This is a genomic window from Amycolatopsis sp. NPDC051373 (assembly GCF_040689465.1).
GTDB lineage: Bacteria > Actinomycetota > Actinomycetes > Mycobacteriales > Pseudonocardiaceae > Amycolatopsis.
The window spans coordinates 61,191-80,540 of sequence record NZ_JBFBAE010000014.1 but is presented as its reverse complement, the minus strand read 5'-3'; the positions used below and the strand labels follow the sequence as shown (position 1 = coordinate 80,540).

The 19,350-nt window shown below is 70.0% G+C and carries 23 protein-coding genes and 1 pseudogene; 12 read left to right on the top strand and 12 right to left on the bottom strand.

Translation table 11 applies throughout. The features are described from left to right. Nucleotides 1-210: 210 nt before the first annotated feature. From AB0383_RS26335 to pucL, 5 genes are read right to left on the bottom strand one after another with little or no spacing between them, the layout of a single operon-like run. Nucleotides 211-699 (bottom strand): nucleoside deaminase, encoded by a 489-nt coding sequence (locus tag AB0383_RS26335; protein ID WP_366188784.1) that lies wholly within the window; start codon nucleotides 697-699, stop codon nucleotides 211-213. A 30-nt stretch (nucleotides 700-729) separates the two neighbouring features. Continuing rightward, a complete protein-coding gene (gene pucD, locus AB0383_RS26330) occupies nucleotides 730-3,039 on the bottom strand; it encodes a xanthine dehydrogenase subunit D (protein ID WP_366188783.1) in 2,310 nt (769 codons plus the stop codon). Further along, a complete protein-coding gene (locus AB0383_RS26325; RefSeq protein ID WP_366188782.1) occupies nucleotides 3,036-3,506 on the bottom strand; it encodes a (2Fe-2S)-binding protein in 471 nt (156 codons plus the stop codon). The genes pucD and AB0383_RS26325 overlap by 4 nt, the downstream gene beginning before the upstream one ends. Beyond that, nucleotides 3,497-4,381, bottom strand: coding sequence for an FAD binding domain-containing protein (locus AB0383_RS26320; RefSeq protein ID WP_366188781.1), 885 nt, complete (start codon nucleotides 4,379-4,381; stop codon nucleotides 3,497-3,499). The genes AB0383_RS26325 and AB0383_RS26320 overlap by 10 nt, the downstream gene beginning before the upstream one ends. Before the next feature lie 13 nt (nucleotides 4,382-4,394). Beyond that, nucleotides 4,395-5,267 (bottom strand): factor-independent urate hydroxylase, encoded by an 873-nt coding sequence (gene pucL / locus AB0383_RS26315; protein ID WP_364184468.1) that lies wholly within the window; start codon nucleotides 5,265-5,267, stop codon nucleotides 4,395-4,397. A gap of 166 nt (nucleotides 5,268-5,433) precedes the next feature. Between pucL and AB0383_RS26310 the strand changes: the two genes are divergently transcribed. Next, complete coding sequence (locus AB0383_RS26310; RefSeq protein WP_364184466.1) at nucleotides 5,434-6,984, top strand: helix-turn-helix domain-containing protein; 1,551 nt, start codon at nucleotides 5,434-5,436, stop codon at nucleotides 6,982-6,984. Here AB0383_RS26310 and AB0383_RS26305 read toward each other — a convergent pair whose 3' ends face one another. Further along, the gene (locus AB0383_RS26305; protein ID WP_364184463.1) at nucleotides 6,985-7,491 is read right to left on the bottom strand and encodes an SDR family oxidoreductase; all 507 of its coding nucleotides are present in this window, start codon (nucleotides 7,489-7,491) and stop codon (nucleotides 6,985-6,987) included. It abuts the gene before it with no gap. 193 nt (nucleotides 7,492-7,684) lie between these two features. On the opposite strand from AB0383_RS26305, the gene AB0383_RS26300 reads away from it, so the two are divergent. Genes AB0383_RS26300 through AB0383_RS26290 form a run of 3 tightly spaced genes read left to right on the top strand, consistent with a single transcriptional unit; the run spans nucleotide 7,685 to nucleotide 8,561 of the window. Continuing rightward, a complete protein-coding gene (locus tag AB0383_RS26300; protein ID WP_364184460.1) occupies nucleotides 7,685-8,074 on the top strand; it encodes a hypothetical protein in 390 nt (129 codons plus the stop codon). A gap of 5 nt (nucleotides 8,075-8,079) precedes the next feature. Further along, the gene (locus tag AB0383_RS26295) at nucleotides 8,080-8,391 is read left to right on the top strand and encodes a DddA-like double-stranded DNA deaminase toxin (protein ID WP_364184609.1); all 312 of its coding nucleotides are present in this window, start codon (nucleotides 8,080-8,082) and stop codon (nucleotides 8,389-8,391) included. Further along, entirely contained in the window at nucleotides 8,304-8,561 is a 258-nt protein-coding gene (locus AB0383_RS26290; RefSeq protein WP_364184457.1) for an Imm1 family immunity protein, read from the top strand. Before AB0383_RS26295 ends, AB0383_RS26290 begins: the two co-directional genes overlap by 88 nt. A gap of 93 nt (nucleotides 8,562-8,654) precedes the next feature. Here the strand turns inward: AB0383_RS26290 and AB0383_RS26285 are convergent, their stop codons facing one another. Then, nucleotides 8,655-8,828, bottom strand: a complete 174-nt coding sequence (locus AB0383_RS26285; RefSeq protein ID WP_366188780.1) for a DUF397 domain-containing protein — start codon at nucleotides 8,826-8,828, stop codon at nucleotides 8,655-8,657. 14 nt (nucleotides 8,829-8,842) lie between these two features. Next, complete coding sequence (locus AB0383_RS26280; protein WP_366188779.1) at nucleotides 8,843-9,697, bottom strand: helix-turn-helix transcriptional regulator; 855 nt, start codon at nucleotides 9,695-9,697, stop codon at nucleotides 8,843-8,845. Between the two features lie 153 nt (nucleotides 9,698-9,850). On the opposite strand from AB0383_RS26280, the gene AB0383_RS26275 reads away from it, so the two are divergent. The 3 genes from AB0383_RS26275 (at nucleotide 9,851) to AB0383_RS26265 (ending at nucleotide 11,827) form a co-directional block, all read left to right on the top strand. After that, nucleotides 9,851-10,072 (top strand): hypothetical protein, encoded by a 222-nt coding sequence (locus AB0383_RS26275; RefSeq protein ID WP_366188778.1) that lies wholly within the window; start codon nucleotides 9,851-9,853, stop codon nucleotides 10,070-10,072. A gap of 291 nt (nucleotides 10,073-10,363) precedes the next feature. Continuing rightward, nucleotides 10,364-11,194 (top strand): Scr1 family TA system antitoxin-like transcriptional regulator, encoded by an 831-nt coding sequence (locus tag AB0383_RS26270; RefSeq protein ID WP_366188777.1) that lies wholly within the window; start codon nucleotides 10,364-10,366, stop codon nucleotides 11,192-11,194. A 69-nt stretch (nucleotides 11,195-11,263) separates the two neighbouring features. Beyond that, on the top strand, nucleotides 11,264-11,827 hold the full coding sequence (locus tag AB0383_RS26265; RefSeq protein WP_364184441.1) for a TetR family transcriptional regulator: 564 nt from the start codon (nucleotides 11,264-11,266) through the stop codon (nucleotides 11,825-11,827). Here the strand turns inward: AB0383_RS26265 and AB0383_RS26260 are convergent. Further along, entirely contained in the window at nucleotides 11,803-12,696 is an 894-nt protein-coding gene (locus AB0383_RS26260; RefSeq protein WP_364184607.1) for a hypothetical protein, read from the bottom strand. The two genes, AB0383_RS26265 and AB0383_RS26260, sit on opposite strands and share 25 nt — an antisense overlap. A gap of 214 nt (nucleotides 12,697-12,910) precedes the next feature. Between AB0383_RS26260 and AB0383_RS26255 the strand changes: the two genes are divergently transcribed. The 3 genes from AB0383_RS26255 (at nucleotide 12,911) to AB0383_RS26245 (ending at nucleotide 14,928) form a co-directional block, all read left to right on the top strand. Continuing rightward, nucleotides 12,911-13,210, top strand: coding sequence for a hypothetical protein (locus tag AB0383_RS26255; protein ID WP_364184439.1), 300 nt, complete (start codon nucleotides 12,911-12,913; stop codon nucleotides 13,208-13,210). 117 nt (nucleotides 13,211-13,327) lie between these two features. Then, entirely contained in the window at nucleotides 13,328-14,197 is an 870-nt protein-coding gene (folP, locus tag AB0383_RS26250; protein ID WP_364184436.1) for a dihydropteroate synthase, read from the top strand. Continuing rightward, entirely contained in the window at nucleotides 14,197-14,928 is a 732-nt protein-coding gene (locus AB0383_RS26245) for a pyrimidine reductase family protein (protein ID WP_364184434.1), read from the top strand. Before folP ends, AB0383_RS26245 begins: the two co-directional genes overlap by 1 nt. A 250-nt stretch (nucleotides 14,929-15,178) precedes the next feature. On the opposite strand, the gene AB0383_RS26240 is transcribed toward AB0383_RS26245, so the two are convergent. After that, nucleotides 15,179-16,276, bottom strand: coding sequence for a DNA alkylation repair protein (locus AB0383_RS26240; protein ID WP_366188776.1), 1,098 nt, complete (start codon nucleotides 16,274-16,276; stop codon nucleotides 15,179-15,181). A gap of 36 nt (nucleotides 16,277-16,312) precedes the next feature. On the opposite strand from AB0383_RS26240, the gene AB0383_RS26235 reads away from it, so the two are divergent. Continuing rightward, nucleotides 16,313-17,005: a TetR/AcrR family transcriptional regulator gene (locus AB0383_RS26235; protein WP_364184430.1), complete on the top strand. Its 693-nt coding sequence runs from the start codon at nucleotides 16,313-16,315 to the stop codon at nucleotides 17,003-17,005. An 87-nt stretch (nucleotides 17,006-17,092) separates the two neighbouring features. Here the strand turns inward: AB0383_RS26235 and AB0383_RS26230 are convergent. Continuing rightward, nucleotides 17,093-17,426 (bottom strand): annotated as a pseudogene (locus AB0383_RS26230) (DUF664 domain-containing protein); the annotation flags it as partial. 202 nt (nucleotides 17,427-17,628) lie between these two features. On the opposite strand from AB0383_RS26230, the gene AB0383_RS26225 reads away from it, so the two are divergent. Continuing rightward, on the top strand, nucleotides 17,629-18,468 hold the full coding sequence (locus tag AB0383_RS26225; protein ID WP_364184427.1) for an LLM class F420-dependent oxidoreductase: 840 nt from the start codon (nucleotides 17,629-17,631) through the stop codon (nucleotides 18,466-18,468). Here AB0383_RS26225 and AB0383_RS26220 read toward each other — a convergent pair. Continuing rightward, entirely contained in the window at nucleotides 18,438-19,328 is an 891-nt protein-coding gene (locus tag AB0383_RS26220) for a hypothetical protein (protein WP_364184425.1), read from the bottom strand. The genes AB0383_RS26225 and AB0383_RS26220 overlap by 31 nt on opposite strands. Nucleotides 19,329-19,350 lie beyond the last annotated feature (22 nt).

The following is a 19,350-nucleotide window of genomic DNA, read 5'->3' as shown; positions in this document are numbered from 1 at the left end:
GCGTCGTCCCCTTGCCGGTGGGTGTGCTCCACCGCGCCCCGTGTTCGGACGGGACGCGGCGAGCCTGACGAGTTGCGTTTTTTGTGGTGCTCCGGTCAGCACCGGGATGTGCCCGGGGTACGGGCTTCCGGTGTCGGGCGCTTCTTTATCGGGCGCTTCTTTGTCGGGCACTGCGGGGCCGGACCGGGGAGAACCGCCGGCGCCGAGCGCCTAGTAGTCGACGCGGTCGGGCCGGTCCAGCCAGGCGTCGAACGGTGCGAAGCCGTCTTTGAGGGACAGCCGGGAAACGGGTACTTCCCAGGTTTCGCGGGGCTTGTCGAACAGTTCGTAGAACGCGCGGTCGTCGAAGCCGGCCTTGGCCGCGTCGTGGCGGTCGGCCGCGTAGACCACGCCGTCCACCCGCGCCCAGAGCGCGGACGAAAGGCACATCGGGCACGGTTCGCACGAGGACACGAGCACGCAGCCGGTGAGCTTGAACGTGCCGAGTGCCTGGCAGGCCGCGCGGATGGCGACCACCTCGGCGTGGGCCGTGGGGTCGAGCGAAGAGGTGACGCGGTTGACGCCGGTCGCGATGATGTCACGGCCCTTGGCGACGAGCGCGCCGAACGGGCCGCCGCCGTCGGCGACATTGCGGGTCGCGATGCGCACGCTCTCGAGGAGCCATTCGCGCTCGAGGTCGGCGTCGAGGGAGAGGGTCATTTCGCTTGCGCTCCAGACAGTTCTCGGAAATCAGGTTCCGGTGATGTGCTCGGGCCGAATCGGGACCCGGGGCAGTTCGAGGCCGGTCGCCGCGCGGATGGCGTTGGCGACCGCGGGCGTCGAGGAGATCGTGGGCGGTTCTCCGACGCCGCGCACGCCGTAGGGCGCGTGCGGGTCGGGCCGCTCCAGCACGTCGATGCGCATCGGCGGCATGTCCAGCACGGTCGGGATGAGGTAGTCGGTGAACGACGGGTTGCGCACCTTTCCGGCCACCACCTGGATCTCCTCCATCACGGCCAGGCCGAGACCCTGCGCGGACCCGCCCTGGATCTGGCCGAGCACCGCGTCGGGGTTCATGGCCTTGCCCACGTCCTGCGCGCAGTCGAGCTGCACGACCTTGACCAGACCCAGCTCCACGTCGACGTCCACCACGGCGCGGTGCGCGGAGAAACCGTACTGCACGTGGGCGTCGCCCTGGCCGGTCTCCGGGTCGAGCGGGTAGGTCTTGCGGTGGTGGAACTCCCGCGTCTCCTCGACGATATCCTCACCGAGAAGGTCCACAAGGGACACGACGACCTCACCGTCACCGGCCACGATCTTGCCGCCTGCCAGCGACATACCTTTCGCAGCACAGCCCAGCCGGCGTTCGGCCAGCGCGTACACGGCGTCGGCCACCGCACGGCACGCGTTGCGCACGGCACCACCGGTCACGTAGGTCTGCCGCGAAGCCGAGCTCGAACCCGCGTCGCCGACGCTCGTGTCGGCCGGGTGCACGGTCACCCGCGGCACGCCCAGCTCGGTGCGCGCGATCTGCTGCTGCAACGTGACGAGCCCCTGGCCCACCTCGGCCGCGGCCGTGTGCACCAGCGCCACCGGCTCGCCGCCGATCACCTGCAGCCGCACGCGGGCGGTGGAGTAGTCGTCGAGCCCTTCGGCGTAGGAGATGTTCTTGATGGTCACGCCGTAACCGACCCCGCGTACCACGCCTTCGCCGTGGGTCACATTGGACGCACCGCCGGGCAGGTCGCGGATGTCCGCGTTCTCACCACGTTCCGGTGGCAATGGCATGTCCTTCAGCCGCTGGATCAGCTCGGCCACGGGAGCCGGGAAGTCCACGAGCTGGCCGGTGACATTGGTGGAGCCCTCGCTCATCGCGTTGCGGATCCGCAGGTCGGCGGGGTCCATGCCGAGGGCCGTGGCGAGTTTGTCCATTTGGGACTCGTACGCGTACGTCGGCTGCGCCGCGCCGAGGCCGCGCATCGCGCCGCACGTCGGGTTGTTGCTGTACACACCCCAGCCCTCGATCTTCGCGTTGGGCACGTTGTACGGGCCGACACTCAGCGTCGTGCCGTTGCCGACCACCACCGGCGTCTTCGACGCGTAGGCACCGCCGTCGAAGTACATCCGGGCGCGCACGTAGACCAGATCGCCCTCGCGCGTGGCGCCGTGCTCGTAGTACATCTTCGCCGGATGCCGGTGCACGTGGCCGAAGAAGGACTCCTCGCGGTTGTAGACCATTTTCACGGGCCGGCCGGTGTGCAGCGCGAGCAGGCACGAGTGGATCTGCATCGACAGGTCCTCGCGCCCGCCGAACGCGCCGCCGACGCCGCTGAGCGTGAGCCGCACCTTCTCCAGCGGCAGGCCCAGCGCCCGCGCGGTCTGCTTCTGGTCCACGTGCAGCCACTGCGTGGCGAGGTAGAGGTCCACGCCGCCGTCGTCGTCGGGCACGGCGAGGCCGGACTCCGGGCCGAGGAAGGCCTGGTCCTGCATGCCGATCTCGTAGACGCCGGACACGACCACGTCGGCCTCCACGGCCGGGTCACCCTTCACGATGCGTTGGTAGCGCACGAGATTTCCGCCGGGGTGCAGCTTCGGCAGGGTCTCGTCGTGCGCGGCGCGCTCGGGATCGGTGACCGGTTCGAGCACCTCGTACTCGACCGCGATGTGCTTGAGCGCCTGCCGCGCGATCTCCGGGTGGTCGGCCGCGAGGATCGCCACCGGCTCACCCTGGTAGCGCACGCGGTCCTCGGCCAGCGCCGGCGTGTCCTGGTACTTGAGGCCGTAGAGGTTCTCGCCGGGCACGTCCTCGTGCGTCAGCACCGCGTGAACGCCGGGCTGCGCCAACGCGCGGGAGACGTCGAGGCGCACGATCCGCGCGTGCGGGTGCGGGCTGCGCAGCGTGGCGCCCCACAGCATGTCCTCGTGCCACAGGTCCGAGGAGTACGCGAACTCGCCGCGCACCTTGAGCGTGCCGTCGGGTCGCAGCGGGCTCGTGCCGATGCCGCCGGTGACGGTGTCGGCCAGCTCCTGCGGTGACCGGGCCGGGGCCGGGCGCGTCATGCGTGCTCCTTCCGCGCGGCCGCGAGCCGGACCGCGTCGAGGATCTTCTCGTACCCGGTGCAGCGGCAGAGGTTCCCGGCCAGCGCTTCGCGGATCTCGGCGTCGCTCGGGTTTTCGGTGCGCGCCACGAGATCGTGGGCAGTCACGAGGAGCCCGGGCGTGCAGAAGCCACATTGGACGGCTCCGCATTCCACAAAGGACTTCTGGATCGGGTCCAGGTTCTCACCGTCGGCGAGCCCTTCGACCGTGCGCACCTCGCGGCCCTCGGCCTGCCCGGCCGCGACCAGGCAGGCGCACGCCGGCACCCCGTCGAGGTATACCGTGCACGAGCCGCACTCGCCCTGCTCGCACGCGTTCTTCGAGCCGGCGAGGCCGAGCCGTTCGCGCAGCACGTAAAGCAGGCTTTCGCCTTCCCACACGTTGTCCGCCTGGCGTTTTTCGCCGTTGACGTTCACGTTCACGCGCATTCCGTGCGCCTCCCTCCGCAGTATTCGGTCCAGGCCCAGCCGAGCGTCCGGCGCGCCAGCACCGACAGCGCGTGGCTGCGGTAGTCGGCGCTGCCGCGCACGTCGTCGATCGGCGCGGCCGCGGCCGCCACCAGCTCGCCGAAGCGGCGTTTCACCGAGTCGGCGAGCGCTCGCGGGCGGTCCCACTGGTCGTCGGCCGCCAGCTCGCCCGCGAGGAACGCCTCGGCGTCGAATGCGCGGCGCGGTGTCGGGGCGGCCGAGCCGACGCCCGTGCCCACGCGGCGTTCGGCCGGGTGCACCGCGAGGCCGAAGGCGCAGACCGCAATCACCATCGCGTTGCGGGTCCCCACCTTGCTGAACTGCTGCGGCCCGCTCGCCGGTGCCAAGTGGACGGCCGTGATCAGCTCGTCTTTTTCGAGCACATTTCGCTTCACACCAACATAGAAGTCCTTCGCCGCCACGCGCCGGGTGCCGCGAGTGGACGCGATCTCCACTTGTGCGTCGGCCGCGAGCAGCGCCGGGTGCGAGTCACCCGCGGGCGAGGCCGCGCCGAGGTTGCCGCCGACGCTGCCGCGGTTGCGGATCTGCGGCGAGCCGACCGTGCGGGCCGCCATCGCGAGTCCCGGCAGCCGGCCGCCCAGCTCCGCGATGATCCGCGTGTACGGTGTCGCGGCAGCGATCCGGATATGGCCTTCCTCGACGTCGTGGCCGTAAAGCTCGCTGACGCGGTTGAGGTCGAGCAGCGCCGGCGGGCGGCGGTGGTCGAAGTTGATCTCCACCATCACGTCGGTGCCGCCCGCGATCGGCACGGCGTCGGGGTGGGCCGCCTTGGCCTCGAGGGCCTCGGCGAGCGTGGTCGGGCGCAGGAACTCCACTTCGGCCTCCGTCTCAGGACCAGGCCGGCCCGGCGGGCGGCGCGTCGTCGCGCAGCACGGTGCCCTCGATCAGCCCGTACGGCCGGTCGGCGGCGTGGAAGACCTCACCGGGGTTGTCGAGACCGAACGGCGACAGGTCGGTGAGGAAGTGGTGCTTGTTCGGCAGCGACAGCCGTACCTCCACGATCTCGGGCACGGTTTCGAGCACGCGCGACCCCATCGCGTACAGCGTCTGCTGCAGCGACTGGCTGTGCGTTCCGCCGAAGGCGTCGAGCAGCGAGGCCAGGGCCGTGTCGTACGCGCCGGCCCAGTCGACGTCTTCACGGGCGAAGCGCCAGCTCGCGTTGACAGCCGTGGCCAGGATGCGGTCCTTCGTTTCCGGCAGCGTCGTGTAGCCGTCGCGCGGGAAACCCCAGAACTCCGAGCCGGTGGTGTCGAGCACCGTGAGGTCCTCGACGCCGCCGAGCACCCAGGCCTGCGCGCCGTCGTAGTGCACGGTCGTGGTGCGCGTGCCGCCGCCCGAGCGGGCGAACGAGTGGTGGGCCGGCTGCCCGCCGACCGTCAGGCGCTGCCACGGGTACGACTCCACGTGCACGCGGGCGCCGTGGATGCTCTCCTGCGTGGTGACGAAGTGGCGCGCGAGGCGCAGCGCGTAGTCCTCGATCTCGCCGACGCCGTCGCGGGCGAACGCGAACACCGTGTTCTTCTGCGTGTCGGTGGCCAGCACCTTGTCGTTGGCGCCGGTGAGGTGGGTGTCGCTCATGTCGCCGGACAGCGAAACGCTGACGTTGAGGTCGGTGATCCGGTGCTCGTCGCCGTCGCGGTCGACGCGCACGACCCGGTTCTCCGCCTTTCCGTAGCGGTTGTCGCCCAGAACGATCGCCATGGTGTTCCTTCCCTTCGCTCGTCGGCCAGTACACACGCCGTGACGTGGCGCGGACCACGGCAGATCCACCGAAACCGGGTGGGCGTCGAGGGTGGTTTTTCGTAGGTTCCTCCAAACGACGGCGGCGCCGGCGTGTGCGCTACTTGAGCCTGGAAGGAGGTGCCGCGTGCGGCTGGGTGCGCTGCTGGACACGGCGGAGCTCGGGCTGACCCTGCTCACCGGTGAGTCGGCACTGGACCGCGAGTTCGGGCGCGTCTTCCAGGCGACGCTGCAGGATCCGACGCGGTACCTCAGCGGCGGGGAGATCGTGCTGTGCGGCATGCGCTGGCTGCCCGGGCCGGCCGAGGCCGAGGAGTTCGTGGGCGTGCTGGCGGCGGCGGGCGTGGTCGCGCTGGGTGCCGGGACGGCGGAGGTCGGAGGGCCCGTGCCCGAGCACCTCGTGGAGTCGTGCCGACGGGTCGGGCTGCCGCTGTTCGAGGTCCCGCTGTCGGTGTCCTTCGCGACCGTGACCGAGCGTGTGATCCTCGGCCTGGCCGCCGAGCGTTCCGCCCCCGCGCACGACTCGCACCGGCGGCTGGTCGCGGCCGTGACCAGCGGCGACGGCCTTCCCGCGCTGGTTTCCGCGGGCGCTGCCGAGCTTGGCGTGGACTGCTGGGTGCTGAGCGCGACCGGCCGGCTGATCGCCGGCACGGGCTCGCCACCTTCCGATGCGCGCCGGGCCGCCTTGGCGCGCCGGTTCCTCCGCGCGGAACGACTCCCGTTGACCGTCCCCGGCGACGACGGTCCCGTCACGCTGCTGGCCGCCGCCAGCCGCTCGGGCCACCGCGTGGCGAGCTGGTTCCTGGTGGCCTCCGGCGACATCGGACGCTGGGCTGTTTCCCGGCGCGAACTCGCTCTGGAGCTGGCTCCGTTGATCGGGCTGGAGCGTTCCCGCGTCGACGAGGCCAAGCGCATCGAGAACCGGGCGGCCGAGCCGCTGCTGCGGTTGGCCCTCTCCGACGACGCTTCCCCGGCTTCGTTGTCCGCGCGGCTCGCGGCGCTGGACTTCCCGCCGTCGGCGCACGTCGTGACCCTCTCCGCCGCAGTCGAGGGCGGCGGGCCAGGCCTCACCCAGGTGCTGGTGGAGGAGCTGCTCGCTTCGGCCCCCGCTCCCACGCTGGTGGCCACCGTCGACGGCGAGACCTTCGGGCTGTTCCCGGCTCACGACCGCCTGGGCCGCCTCGCCGAGACCCTGCGCGAGTCCGTCCGCGCGGTCGAACCGGCCCTCGGCTCCGCCCGCCTGTCCGTCGGCCTCAGCCGCGCGCCCGACGTGGCCGGCCTGCGCTCCGGCCTCCAGGAGGCGCGCCACGCCCGCACGCTGGCCGCCCTTTCGCCGGGCCGCGCGGCCGTGCTGGCGGGCGACGAGGTGGCCTCTCACCTGCTCCTGCTGGCCGCCGTGCCGGATGATTTGCGCCGATCTTTCGGCTCGAAGGTCCTCGGACCCGTGCTGGCGTACGACGCCGCGCACGGCTCGGAGCTTCTCCCGACTCTGAAGGCTTTCCTCGAGCACTCCGGCTCCTGGACTCAGACGTCGGGAGCGCTGCACCTGCACGTGAACACCCTGCGGTACCGGATCTCGCGCATCTCGGAGCTGACCGGCCGCGATCTGGGCCGGTTCGCGGACCGGGTGGATCTTTACCTGGCGGGGTGTTTCACGCAGGACTGGGGTTGGTCGTGATCAGCACTTCCCGCTCCCAGACGCGCTGGGTGTGCAACCGCCAGTAATGCTCGGCGACGACGTCCGGGTCGAACGCGGTGCCCTTCTCCACGGTGCCGCCGACGGTGACCGTGGCGAAGTGCAGCGTGGGGACTGCTCGGCGAACAGCGCCGTCACCGTGCGGAGGCCGGCTTTGCCCAGCGAGAGGCTGGTGTAGGCGGCTTGGGGCTCCGGCATCCCGCCGGTGGTGAGGAAGGTGCCGTGGCCGCGCTGGGCCATCTCGGGCGCGAGGTGCGCCGCGGCGGTATAGGCGCCGAGGACGTTGACGCGCCACAGCCTGAGGTGCTCCTCCGCGTCGAGCTCCCCTGGCGCGTTCCTGCGGATGGCGGCGGCGTTGTAGACCACGACGTCGGGCAGGCCTTGGTCTTCGGTCACCGCGTCGAGCGCGTGGCGCAGGGACTCCTCGTCGCCCACATCGGCGAGGTGGGTCACCGCGTCGACCCCGAGATCTTTCGGCTGCCGCGCCACAGCCGCCACCCCGAACCCTCCCGCGCGAACCGCCGCGCGACCGCCGCCCCGATCCCCGGCCCCGCCCCGATCACGACGATTCCCGCCATGAGTCGACCGTAGCCGTCCGGGGCGGTTCTCCTGCGTGCCGTCCAAAGAGTGACGGCGCTCCGCTGAACTGCCAGTATGGCCGCAGGGGGCGGTACTGGCAGGAGTGCAGGCGCTGGCGGCGACCATACGGACGGCACTCACCAAGCTGTCCACCGCCGGCCTGAAACAGCCCGCTCAGATGCTCGAAGAAGCCACCCAGGCGCTCAGCCAGACCGGCTCTCAACAGCCCGAATCGCGGAATGCCATCGCCTGCCACAACGCCGCTGCGCGGGACATCGACGGCGTGGTGGAGACGATCGGCCGAGTCACCGGCACGCTCACCGGCTACCTCGATCGCATCGGAGCACATGATCCGCCGTACGAAACCACTGGCCCGGCGGTCCGGCAACGCAGACGACAACTGCCGCCGAGCCGCCCGCCGCGGTCCCGGACGGTCAACGTCTCACACGCGAGCAGGCCGAAAGCTTGCAAGCCGAGTTGCCGCCGCTGGTAATCACCATGACCGGTCAGAAGACTCATGGCCGGAGGGTCGACGAACATGGCCAGGCGCATGAGATCGTCAGCGGGAACGACGCGGACGCGGCGGAAGCGGCGCGATTGCTGCGCGAAAAGGGCATCCCGCAGCGCGGCGACGAGACCACCACCGCCGACGTCGAGCAGAAGATCGCCGCCCGTATGGTGCGGGAGGGACGCAAACACGTGGACATCGTTCGGTGCCGCCCATGGCCGAATGCTCGGTTTCCGGCGGCACCGGCCGTGGCGTGTTCTTTCTGGGCGTTGGACAGGAGAAGGGCTTCGTCGTCTTCATGACGCCCCGAGCAGCGCAGACAGTGGGCAACCCTTCACTTGCCGGAAAGGTGCTCTACGACTACATGGCACACGTCCGAGAGATCCCGGCCCAGTACGAAGTGCCCATGGACCAGGCTCGGGCCGCGGCGCTGGCGTTCCTGGAACGAGAAGAGCTCCCGCCGAGCGTGTAGTTCGGAGTCAAGAAAAGCGCGACCGCAGGCCGGCGTTCGCCATGAGATGCGTAACCCGCTCAGAGTGCGCGAGGTTCCACAATGGACAATCGGCTACCGGTCGGCGGCCACGGACTCAAGCAAGCCGGACCACGCTTGCGGTCGGAGGCCGAGCTGCCCGCCGGTTCGGTCCTTCGTGTCACGGACGCCGACGTGGTCCTCCGCGAACCTCACCTCAACGCAGTCCGCGTGGTCCGGGCTCCAACTCGACTTGAACCAGGTTCCCATTTCCCGCTGCACCATCATTCCTGCTCCAATTCAGCCAACACCTGCGCGATGAGCTTTGTCGTCGCCGCGGGATCGATCGCCTTCTCTCGCACCGCTTCGACCTGCCGCCGGTACAGCTCGACGTCTTCGCCGGACTTCAGCATCACGCCTCTGCCGTGCAGGTCCAAGCTCACGATCGGCGGGGCCTCGGTCGACTCGATCAGGATGAATCCGCCGATCTGCAGGGGCGACCACCCGGCAGCGAACGGCACATGGTGCAGATCGATGTTCGGCAGCTCGGCCATCTCGAGGAGGTAGCGGAGCTGATCAGCCCAGATCCGGCGCCCGCCGTTCACCGTGCGGATCGCAGCCTCGCCGAGGAAGACGGCGAGATGGGCAGGATCGGGCCGAGTCACAACATCGCGCCGCCCGATGCGCGTGATGACTCGCTCATCGACCTCGTCTTCCGGAACGTTCGCCTCGACCATCTGGTTGCGGATCACGTCACGGGTCTGAAGCACACCGGGGAGGATCAGCGGCGCGATGTGCGTGATCTCGGTGGCAGTGCGCTCGGCGGCGAGAAGCTGGTTCAGCTGTTGCCGCCGCTCTGGCGGCGAGCCGGCCAACCACGGTTCGCCGGAATTCGCGCCATTGGCGAGATCCATGAGGTGAGCGGCATCGCCGCCATCGATCTCCAGCACTTCAATCAGCAGCGCGACATCAGCCGCCTTCGGGCGGCGCGTACCGGACTCCCATCGCGAGATCAGGCCCGAATCCGAGGCCTTCCTCCCCATCAACTCGGCGACCTGCCGGAGGGTGAGCTCACGACTTTCCCGCGCCGAACGCAATGCCCATCCGAGCGCAGTCTGCTGCTGATCGCTACCAGCCATGCAGCACATGCTAGTGCAGGCCACGGCACATCAAGGATTCACCCGTTCAGGCAATTGCCCGACCGTGCTGCACTCGCTGACACTTGCTACCACAAGGGTCAGCGCGAGTAGCATTGGCAGCAACGGACCAGATAGTAGCGGGGAGGCACCACCGTGGACGGCTTGGACTGGCGGTCGAGGTTGATCGCGCCGGCGCGGGCACTGGACGGGGGTCCCGCGCAGGTCGTGGTGGGGCGGGTAGCGCATGCGGGGACGTTCTTCGCGGCGGCGCAGATCGATACCGGAGCGCCCGTGCTGCTTCGGCCGCAGGCAGCGAACGAGCTGATCGCGAACATCCGCCAGGTCGTCGACCGGAACGCACAGGGGAAACCGTGAGAGAAGCAGAGCACGGCGCCAACGCGAAGACACCTGCGGGCGACGCGATCACCACCGGCGCGCGGCGATGAGCTGGGAGGTCGCGTTCGTCCTGGTGGCCATGGCTGTTCCGATCGTTTTCGTCGGTGTCGTGGCCGTCAGCGAGAACCGGCACAACCGGCGCGTCCAGCGTTCTCCCGAGTCGGTGCGCGCCATCTGCACGCGCCTCGAGCGCGAGGAAGCCGGCGTCGGCCGAGTCCACAGGAACGAACACCGAAACGAACACCGGAAGCAACCTCAGGAAGAACAACAGTGAAGACCGGAAACCGCGCCACCTCACCTGCCGTCGTCGCGCTCGGTGCAGAGCTGCGCGCCGCGCGGTTGCAGGCCCGCTTCGGCCTGCGTGAACTGGCGAACCGGGCCGGACTTTCGCCCGGTCACCTCACCAACTGGGAAGCCGGCTACCGCACGCCGCCACCGGACATGCTGTCCTTCCTGCTCGGCCTGCTCAAACTGCCCCAGGCCGAGTACACCAGGCTCCGAGACCTCGCCGCCAGCACCCACAGCACCATGCACGCGGTGCACCTGCGCGCCGGATCGACGCTCATGCTGCACGCGTATGAGCAGGCCGCGACGACCATCGCCGAGTGGTCGCCGACGTTACTGCCCTCTCACCTGCAGACCCGCGCCTACACCTGGGAGATGCTCGAACACACGACACCTCCCGGCGGCAGTCCGGAGAGTCGCCTCTTCGAGCTGAGCGCCGAGCCGGCTCCCGCCAAACACGGTGTGGCGACGAGGAAATCGATCGTCAGCCGGCGATCATTGCGGAACCCGGTGATCAGCCGGGAGACGTCGATCGTCCAGCACGAGCAGCTGCTCCGCACCCTCGCCCGCGAGCCTCAAGCGATCCGACTCCTGGCCGCCGAGCAGGAGGATCTGCCCGGGTTCACGATCTACACCACAAGTGGCCAGAGTCCGACTGTCGCGTTGCGGCATTCGCACACCACTGTGTACCTGACCTCGGAGGAAGCTGTTGCCGACTACGTCGAAAAGCTGGCGCACCTCGCCGGCGAAGCGCTCTCATCAGCGGAAACGGAGGCTTTTCTCGCCGACGGGTTGCGAGACCTTCGGGCGCGGTGACGACGGCGCGCGCGTGACGTGGACGACCAAACCTCAACTCACCGACCAGTTGGTTGGTAACCTCACCGGATGGCGCGCGACGCGGAACAGACCAAGCAGCGGCTGCTCGAAGCCGCGATCAGCGAGTTCGCCGCATACGGGATCGCGGGGGCGCGGGTGGATCGGGTGGCCGCGGCGGCGGGGTGCAACAAGGCGATGATCTACTCGTACTTCGGCAGCAAGGAGGGGCTGTTCGACGCCGCGTTCGATGAGCGGACGGGGGCGTTCTTCGAGGCGGTGCCCTTCGACGCCGGGGATCTCGCGGGGTACACCGGGCGGGCGTTCGACTACTTCGACGAGCATCCCGAAACGTTGCGGCTCTCGACGTGGTACCGGCTCGAGCGGTCGGAGGCCGAGCATCTCGCGGCCATCACCGAGGCCAACGACGTCCGGCTGCGGGAAATCGGGCGGGCGCAACACGAAGGCGAGATCTCCGGGCACTTTTCGCCCGTGCAGCTGCTCGTGCTGATCCAAGCGCTTTCCGCGGCGTGGCACAGCACCAACCCGGAACTGGGGCCGCACCTGCCGAGCGCCCGCGCGGGGAGGCGGCGGACGCTCGTCGACGCGGTTCAGGGATTGCTTGCGCTGAAATAGCCAGCGGGGCTTTTCCCGCGAATCAACGAAAAAACAACGGTGCCGGCCAGAACGAGAGAGGCCGCGACCGAGAGCGCCAGTAAGAACCAAGGCGCGGCTAAGGGCGGAATTCCCGCGAAGGCCTCGATACCGATCACCGCGGTGAGCACGGCGTCGGCGGCCACGGCGAGCCAGACGACGCGCAGGCGAGCCCGCTCGGGCAACGCCGTAAAGCGCAGCAGCCACGCCAGCCCGGGCAGCACGAGGATCGCGTGCATCGCCACGGCGTGCAGGGGTTTCAGAGAACCGGCGTTCGTGTAGGCCAGCTCAGGGGACCCGCCGCGCGCCTCGACGACACCGCGGGCGATCATCACCGCGCCCGTGGCGAGGGCGACCATCAGCACCAGCAGGCCGAAGCGCACGGCGACCAGCATGCTCGGCGCCATGCTGCCCGCCGAACGGAAAGCCGCGGCTGTGAAGCCCAAAGCCGTCACCACGATCACGCCGCCACCGGCCGCGAGCGACATCGACACCACCGTGTCGAAGCCGGTCTCGAAGTTGAAGTGCGACGGAACCCCTCGCCACGCCTGCATAGTCACGAGCACGACCTCCGCCACGCACGCCACGACGAACGCACCGAGCAACCCGGTCCGGGCCCGCGGCCGCAGCACGACGTACGACGTCGCCCACGCCACCGACGCCAGCGTGAGACCGAACGACAACCCGAACGTGACCGCCTTGCGCAGCGACACCGGACCGAGCCACGTGCCGCCGCTGGCCAGCAGCACCACCGCGTTCACGACGCCGCTCGCGAAGAGCACCGCCCCCACCACGTACGCGACGCGTTCCACGCGCCTGCCGTCCCGCCAGATGCGGCCCACGGCGTCCATCACCGGCTGAGTCATGACGTCAGTTTGGTGCTGTGACGACGTTTCGTCGTCCGCTTGGTGTCGACACCCGCGTACGCAGATTTACGTACGCCGTCCATTGTGAAAACGCGAAAAAAGAGCACGTAAAGAACACATTGCAATTCCGGGATAACGCGTGGGCGCCGCCACTCGGCAGGAGGATGCGACTGCCGTGAATGAGTTCTACTCTGAAGACATGTACATAGCCTTGCTCGCCTACACGGCGCCTCGAAACGAAGTCGACTACGCACTGGCAGAACACGCGGAGTGGTTGCGCACGCACTTCTCCCGCGGATTGTTCCTGGTTTCCGGAAAAGGGGACACCGAGCACGACCAGGTCATCCTCACCCGCCCGTGTGTGCGCGGCAAGCTGGACGCCGTGCTCGCCACCGACCCGCTCGTGGTCCAGCGCCTCGCGCACTACACCGTGATCGAATTCTCCGCCACTCGTACCGCCCACGAATTCCACGCCATCAACGAGGCACTCGCCTCCTGAAGTCGCCGGCCCGGGAGCAGGTGGCCTTCGGCGGTGTTGCCCGCCACCTGCCCGCCGTATCACCGTCGTGCGCTCGCCTATGATCGCGGCAACCGACGTTCCGGTACGGGAGAAGCCATGCACACGCCCGACCTCGTCTTCCGAGGCCGCCGCCTCACCAGCGATCGCGCGCTGGTGATGGCCATCATCAACCGCACCCCCGATTCGTTTTACGACAACGGTGCGACCTACCTCGAGACCCGCGCGCAGGACGCCGTCCGCCGCGCGTACGCCGAGGGCGCGGACCTCATCGACATCGGCGGCGTGCCGGCCGGCAAGGGCCCCGAGGTCACCACGGCGGAGGAGATCGCCCGTGTGGTGCCGACCGTCGAATGGGCGCGCGAGACGTTCCCGGACCTCGTGATCAGCGTCGACACCTACCGCGCCGAGGTCGCGGACGCCGTCTGCCGCGCCGGCGCCGACATCGTGAACGACAACTGGGCGGCCTTCGAGCCCGAGATCCTGGACGTCGCGGCCGAGCACGGCGCGGGGTACATCTGCTCCCACACCAACGGCCTCACGCCGCGCACCGAAGCCGCGAAGCCGCAGTACGACGACGTGGTCGGCGCCGTGATCGACGGCACCACCGAGCTCGCCAAGCGCGCGTTGGAGCGCGGAGTGCCGCGCGAAGGGATCATGATCGACCCCTGCATCGACTTCGGCAAGAACTCCTACCAGTCGCTGGAGCTGATGCGGCACACGCAGGCGCTCGTGGACACGGGCTGGCCGGTGCTGATGGCGCTGTCGAACAAGGACGTGATCGGCGAGACGCTCGACGTGCCCGTCGGCGAGCGCGTGATCGGCACGCTCGCGGCCACGGCTGTCGCGGCGCTGCACGGGGCCGCGATGTTCCGCGCCCACCAGGTCGTGGAGACGCGGCAGGTGGCGGAGATGGTGGCCAGCATCGTCGGCACGCGCCCGCCCGCGCACGTGGTGCGGTCGGTCTGATGCGCGAGATCTTCCCGAGCGCGCGAGACCTGGCCGAGGCCGACCTGGAGGCCCTCTACGCATACCCGGCGCCTGGCAAGTGGCTCGCGGTGAACTTCGTGTCGAGCGCCGACGGTGCCGTCACCGTCGACGGCCGCTCGGCCGCGTTGTCCACGCCCGCCGACCGCGTGATCTACCGGCTGGGCAATGACCTCGCCGACGTCGTGTTGGTCGGTGCGGGCACCGCCCTGCTCGAGGGCTTCGAGGGCATGCGCCCCGACGAGCACTCCGCCGACCGGCGCCGCCGCCACGGCCTGGCGCCGATCCCGCCGGTCGCCGTCGTGACCTCGGGCCGGTCGCTGCGCCCGGACGCGCCGGTGATCACGAACGCCTTGGTGCCCACCATCGTCATCACCCACGCCGGCACCGACCCCGACCTGCGCGCCGCCTGGACCGCCGCGGGCGCCGACGTGCTCGTGGCCGGCACGGACGCCGTCGACCTCAGCTCCGCCGTGTCGGCCCTCGTCGCCCGCGGCCTCACCCGCATCGACTGCGAGGGCGGCCCGCGCCTCTTCGCGTCTCTCCTGGCCGCCGACGCCGTCGACGAGCTCCGCCTGACGATCTCCCCCTTCCTCATCGCGGGCCTCGCCCCGCGCGCGGCTTTCGGCGACACCATCGACCCCGAGCGGCTCCAGCTGGCCTCGGTCCTCGAGGACGACGGGACGTTGATGCTGCGGTACCTGCTCCACTGAGGTCACGGGGCGGCGCGGGGCCGCCCGCGCCCGCGCCGCTGCACGACGGCATGGAACCGCCTTGAAGCCGGTCCTGCCGCGAGGCTTCGGCGCGGCGTCCCGGCGGTTCGGCGGGCGCCGCGGCCACCTGAAGTCGATCGTCGCCAAGCCACTCGCGGCGACCGGATCTCGGCTCCGTGTCGCCGCGGCCCAAGCCGCTCTCGAGTACCTGCTTCACTGACTCAGTCCACAGTGGAGCGAAAGTGCGGACTCACGCCAGCAGCTCGAAATCCGCCTTCCCCAACGAAGTTCCGTTCACCTGGATCTCCAGCGCGTGCGCGCCCGGGTGGTAGACGCGGGTGGTGATGACGCGGAACGAGTGGGTGCGGTCCAGGAGCAGCTCGGCGCCCGGGTCGAGGACGCGGGTGGTGAGCTTGAAGACCTTCGGCGTGGTGGTGCCGTTGGCTTTGCGGTGGTGTACGACGTAGTCGACGACCAGGTTCATCGACGAGTCGCCGGTGTTGCGCGGCGTTCCGGTGAAGCCCAGGTCGGCGCCGATGGACACCGAAGGCGCCGAGAGCACGAGACCGTCGAAGGCGATGCCGGACGGTGGCGCGAAGCCGAGGAGCGCCAGCGCACCCGGGTCGCCTTGTTTGATCAGGGTGCGCAGGCCGTGCCGGACGAGTTGCGCGGTCTGTTTGTCACCGGAAGCACCCACCCAGCGGCCGGCCGCGGCCACCGCCGCCTCGGGACGCGCGCGGCTCAGATCGTTGAGGTGGTTGGCGACCGAACGCCGCACGTACGCCGAAGAGTCGCGGTGCAGCGCGTCGAGGATCGGCGCCGTGACGCCCGGCCGGGCGGTGATCGCCCCCACCCGGCGCGCCCACGGCAGCAGCGGCCGCGTGCCCTCCGAGGCCAGGCGGCGGACGTGCTCCGACGGGTCGGAAGTCCAGGTCAGCACTTTCGGCAACGCCCGCTCGAGGTCCGCGTCGAGCAGCGGCCGGATGGCGAACTCCGCCGTCAGCCGCGGGGTCAACAAAGCCAGCAGATCCAACGCGGCGTCGAACGCGACCGGCCCGCCGTCCGCCAGAGCCCGCGCCGAAGCCGCCTCCGAGACGGGCCAGATCATCCAGCCGGAGAACGACTCGTCGGCCAGCGCCCGCTCCACGACGTCCGACAGCTCGCGGTAGCCGCCCGGCAGGTCGGCCAGCAGTGCGTCGCGCACCGCGTCCGTGCGTTGCCGCAACCCGAGCCCACCCAGGCGGACCCGGCCCAGCTCCCCGAACGCGACGCCGGGCGCGGCTGCCTTCATCGACGCGAGCAGGCCCCTGACGACCGCGTCGTTGAGCATCTCGTCGGCCAGCGGCATCCGCTTCTCCCCTCCGTCAAGCGCTACATTCGTTACATGCCCATCCAGAACACCAGCGCCAAGGACCGGCTGCTCCTGGCAGCGGCCCAGCTCCTCGACGCGGCGGCCGGCGGACCGGTGTCGACCCGCGCGATCTGCGAGCGGGCCGGCGTGCAGGCGCCGACGCTGTACCACCACTTCGGCAGCAAGCAGGGACTGCTCGACGCGGTGGTCAACTTCGGCTTCACCCAGTATGTGGAGAGCACCGACAAAAACCGCGCGGACGCCGATCCGGTCGAGCAGATCCGCGAAGGCTGGGACCGCCACGTGGACTACGGCCTGACCCACCCCGCCTTCTACGTGCTGCTCTACGGCCAGATCCAGCCCGGCGTCCCCTGCACCCTCACCTCCAGCGCCGAGGCGATGCTGCTGGAGCTGCTCACACGCGCCGCCCGCCAGGGTCGCCTGCGCGTGACCCCCGCCGAGGCCGCGCGGCAGATCGCGGCCGCCAACTCCGGCGTCACGCTCAGCCTCATCGCCCAGCCCGAAGACGGGCGCGACCTGGCGATGTCCCACCAGGTCCGCGATGCGCTGCTCGCCAGGCTGATCACCGACGAGGCCGCCGAAGCGCCGTCGAGCGTCGGCGCGCTGGCAGTCGCCCTCGCGACGGCACTGGACGGGAAGACCGAGCAGCTCACCCCCGTCGAGCAGACCATGCTGCGCGAGTGGCTGGACCGCCTGGCTTCGTGAGGCGGCCCAGGTCACCTGCGCGACCGCATTTCGCCCGAGTCATGTCCAGCGGCGCCACGGCGACGACGTCCGGCGGCAGAGTCCCGGTCAGGCCGTGGCCGGATCGGCGGCTTTGGCCGCCCGCTCGATTTCCGTCCGCCGGCTCTCCCAGAAGGCTGCATCCTGCCCCCGCCGGGCCATGCCTGCCGCATCCATCTCGACTTCGCCGTCCAACTGTTCGCGCAGGATGTCGGCGTGCCCGGCGTGCCGGCTGGTCTCCGTGAGCATGTGGACCAGGACGTTGAACAGCATCACGTCGGGACGTGGCCACCAGGGCACGTAGCCGGGCGAGCCGATGGCGAGCGCGGCGATTGTCGCGTCGGAGTGTTCCCGACAGGTGCTTGATCAGACCGAGCAGGTCGGTTCCGGTCGAGGTCAGGGGAGCATGCACCAACAGCCCCGCACCACGGCTCGCAACGACCTCTGCTGCCTGAACGTCCGCAAGGCTCAGGCCGGGTGGGGACATCGCGGCCAGGTCTACTGACCGCGGGCCACGCTGACGCCAACTCGACTGACCGCGGGTTAAACCCGGGCGATATATTTGCTACAGTCCTCTACATAACAAATGTAGAGGAGGATCCGGCATGCCCGCAGCACTCGGCCGGTACGGCGCGTGGATGAGCCCCGCCACCGACGACGAGACTCGCAAGAAAGTGGCCGTGGAAGCCGAGAAACTGGGCTACGCCACGGTGTGGTTCGGCATCGGCGCGAGCTCCGTCGAGGATCTGGCCTACTTCGAGGAAGTCCTCGACGCCACCGACCGGATCACCGTCGCCACCGCGATCGTCAACATGTGGACCAACGACGCCGGTCGTATCGCCGCCGCCTACCACCGCCTCGCCGAGCGCCACGGTGAGCGGTTCGTTCTCGGCGTCGGCGTCGGGCACCCGGAGTCGATCACGACGTACCAGAGTCCGTACCAGAAGATGGTCGCCTACCTGGACCAGCTCGACGCCGAAGGCGTGCCCGCCGAAGCCCGCGTGCTCGCGGCGCTGGGGGACCGTTCGCTCGAGCTCGCCGCCACGCGTACGCGCGGCGCGCACCCGTACCTCGTCGTGCCGAAGCACACCGAGCACGCGCGGGCGGTCCTCGGCCCGGGCGCGCTGCTGGCGCCGGAGCACAAGGTCGTGGTGGACGACGATCCCGTGGCCGCCCGCGCGATCGGCCGTCCGTTCGTGCACAAGCCCTACCTCGGCCTGCGCAACTACATGAACAACCTGCGCCGCCTCGGCTACACCGATGCCGACGTCTCCGGTGAGGGCAGCGACCGCCTCGTCGACGACCTCGTCCTCCACGGCACGCCCGCCGCGATCCACACGCGGCTGGCCGAACACCTGAACGCCGGTGCCGACCACGTCGGGGTCCACGTGCTGGGGCCCGACCCGTTGACGGGCTACCGCCGGCTCGCCGAAGTGCTCTTGTGAGCGAACTGCTGCACGGCCTCATCGGCCTTGTCGAACGCCGCCCGCGCCGCCGAGAGGTCCTCGGCCGCGCGGGCGGCTCGCGCTTCCGCGTCCGCCAGGCGTTCGCGCAGCTCGGCCAGGCGGGTGTCGGCCAGTTCGGCGATGCGTTCGGTACGGACCAGATTTCGTGAGGCTTCGGCTCGTTCGCGCGTGGCGGCGGAAGCCTTGCGCTGCCACTCTTCGCGAGCGACGCGTTCCCGTTCGCGGTCCGCATGGTCCTTTTCGGACTTCTCGCGCGCGGCTTTCTCGTCGGCCTGTTTGCGACGGGTGTTTTCCTTGGCCGGTGCGGTTTTCTTCTCCGGCGCGGGCTTCTTCTCCGGCGCGGGCTTCTTCTTCCGCGGACCCGACGCGGCGGGCAACGACAGCCACTGGTCCACATCCTGGTGCGCCACCGACGTCAGCCGCCCGGCCAGCACGAGCCGCGCGACGTCCGGGTCCGCCACGACCGTCTCCAGCGTCTCCTCCACCTCGCGCGCGACGGAGTCGCTCAGGTCCGGCGCGTCGCGCAAGACCTCGCGCACCAGCTCGGCCCGCCGCTGCGCGAGCTCCCGCAACTGCTCGCCGGCGAGGCTCGCGTGCGCGGCACGCAGGCGGTCGCCCAGCTCGGCCAGCTCCTCGAGCGCCGAGGAACCGTCGCGAGCCAGCCGGTTGACGAAGAAGGCCGCGGTCGTCGGCTTGCGCAGCGCCTGGATGCGGCGCGCGAGCTCGGCGTCGCCCGCTTGTTTGGCCGCACGGGCCGCTGCTGTGCGCGACGCGACGAAGTCCGCGGGCTCGCCCGCGTAGAGGTCGTCGGCGACGGTGTCGAAATCCGGTGCTGCCACCGCACCACGGAACCACACCGGT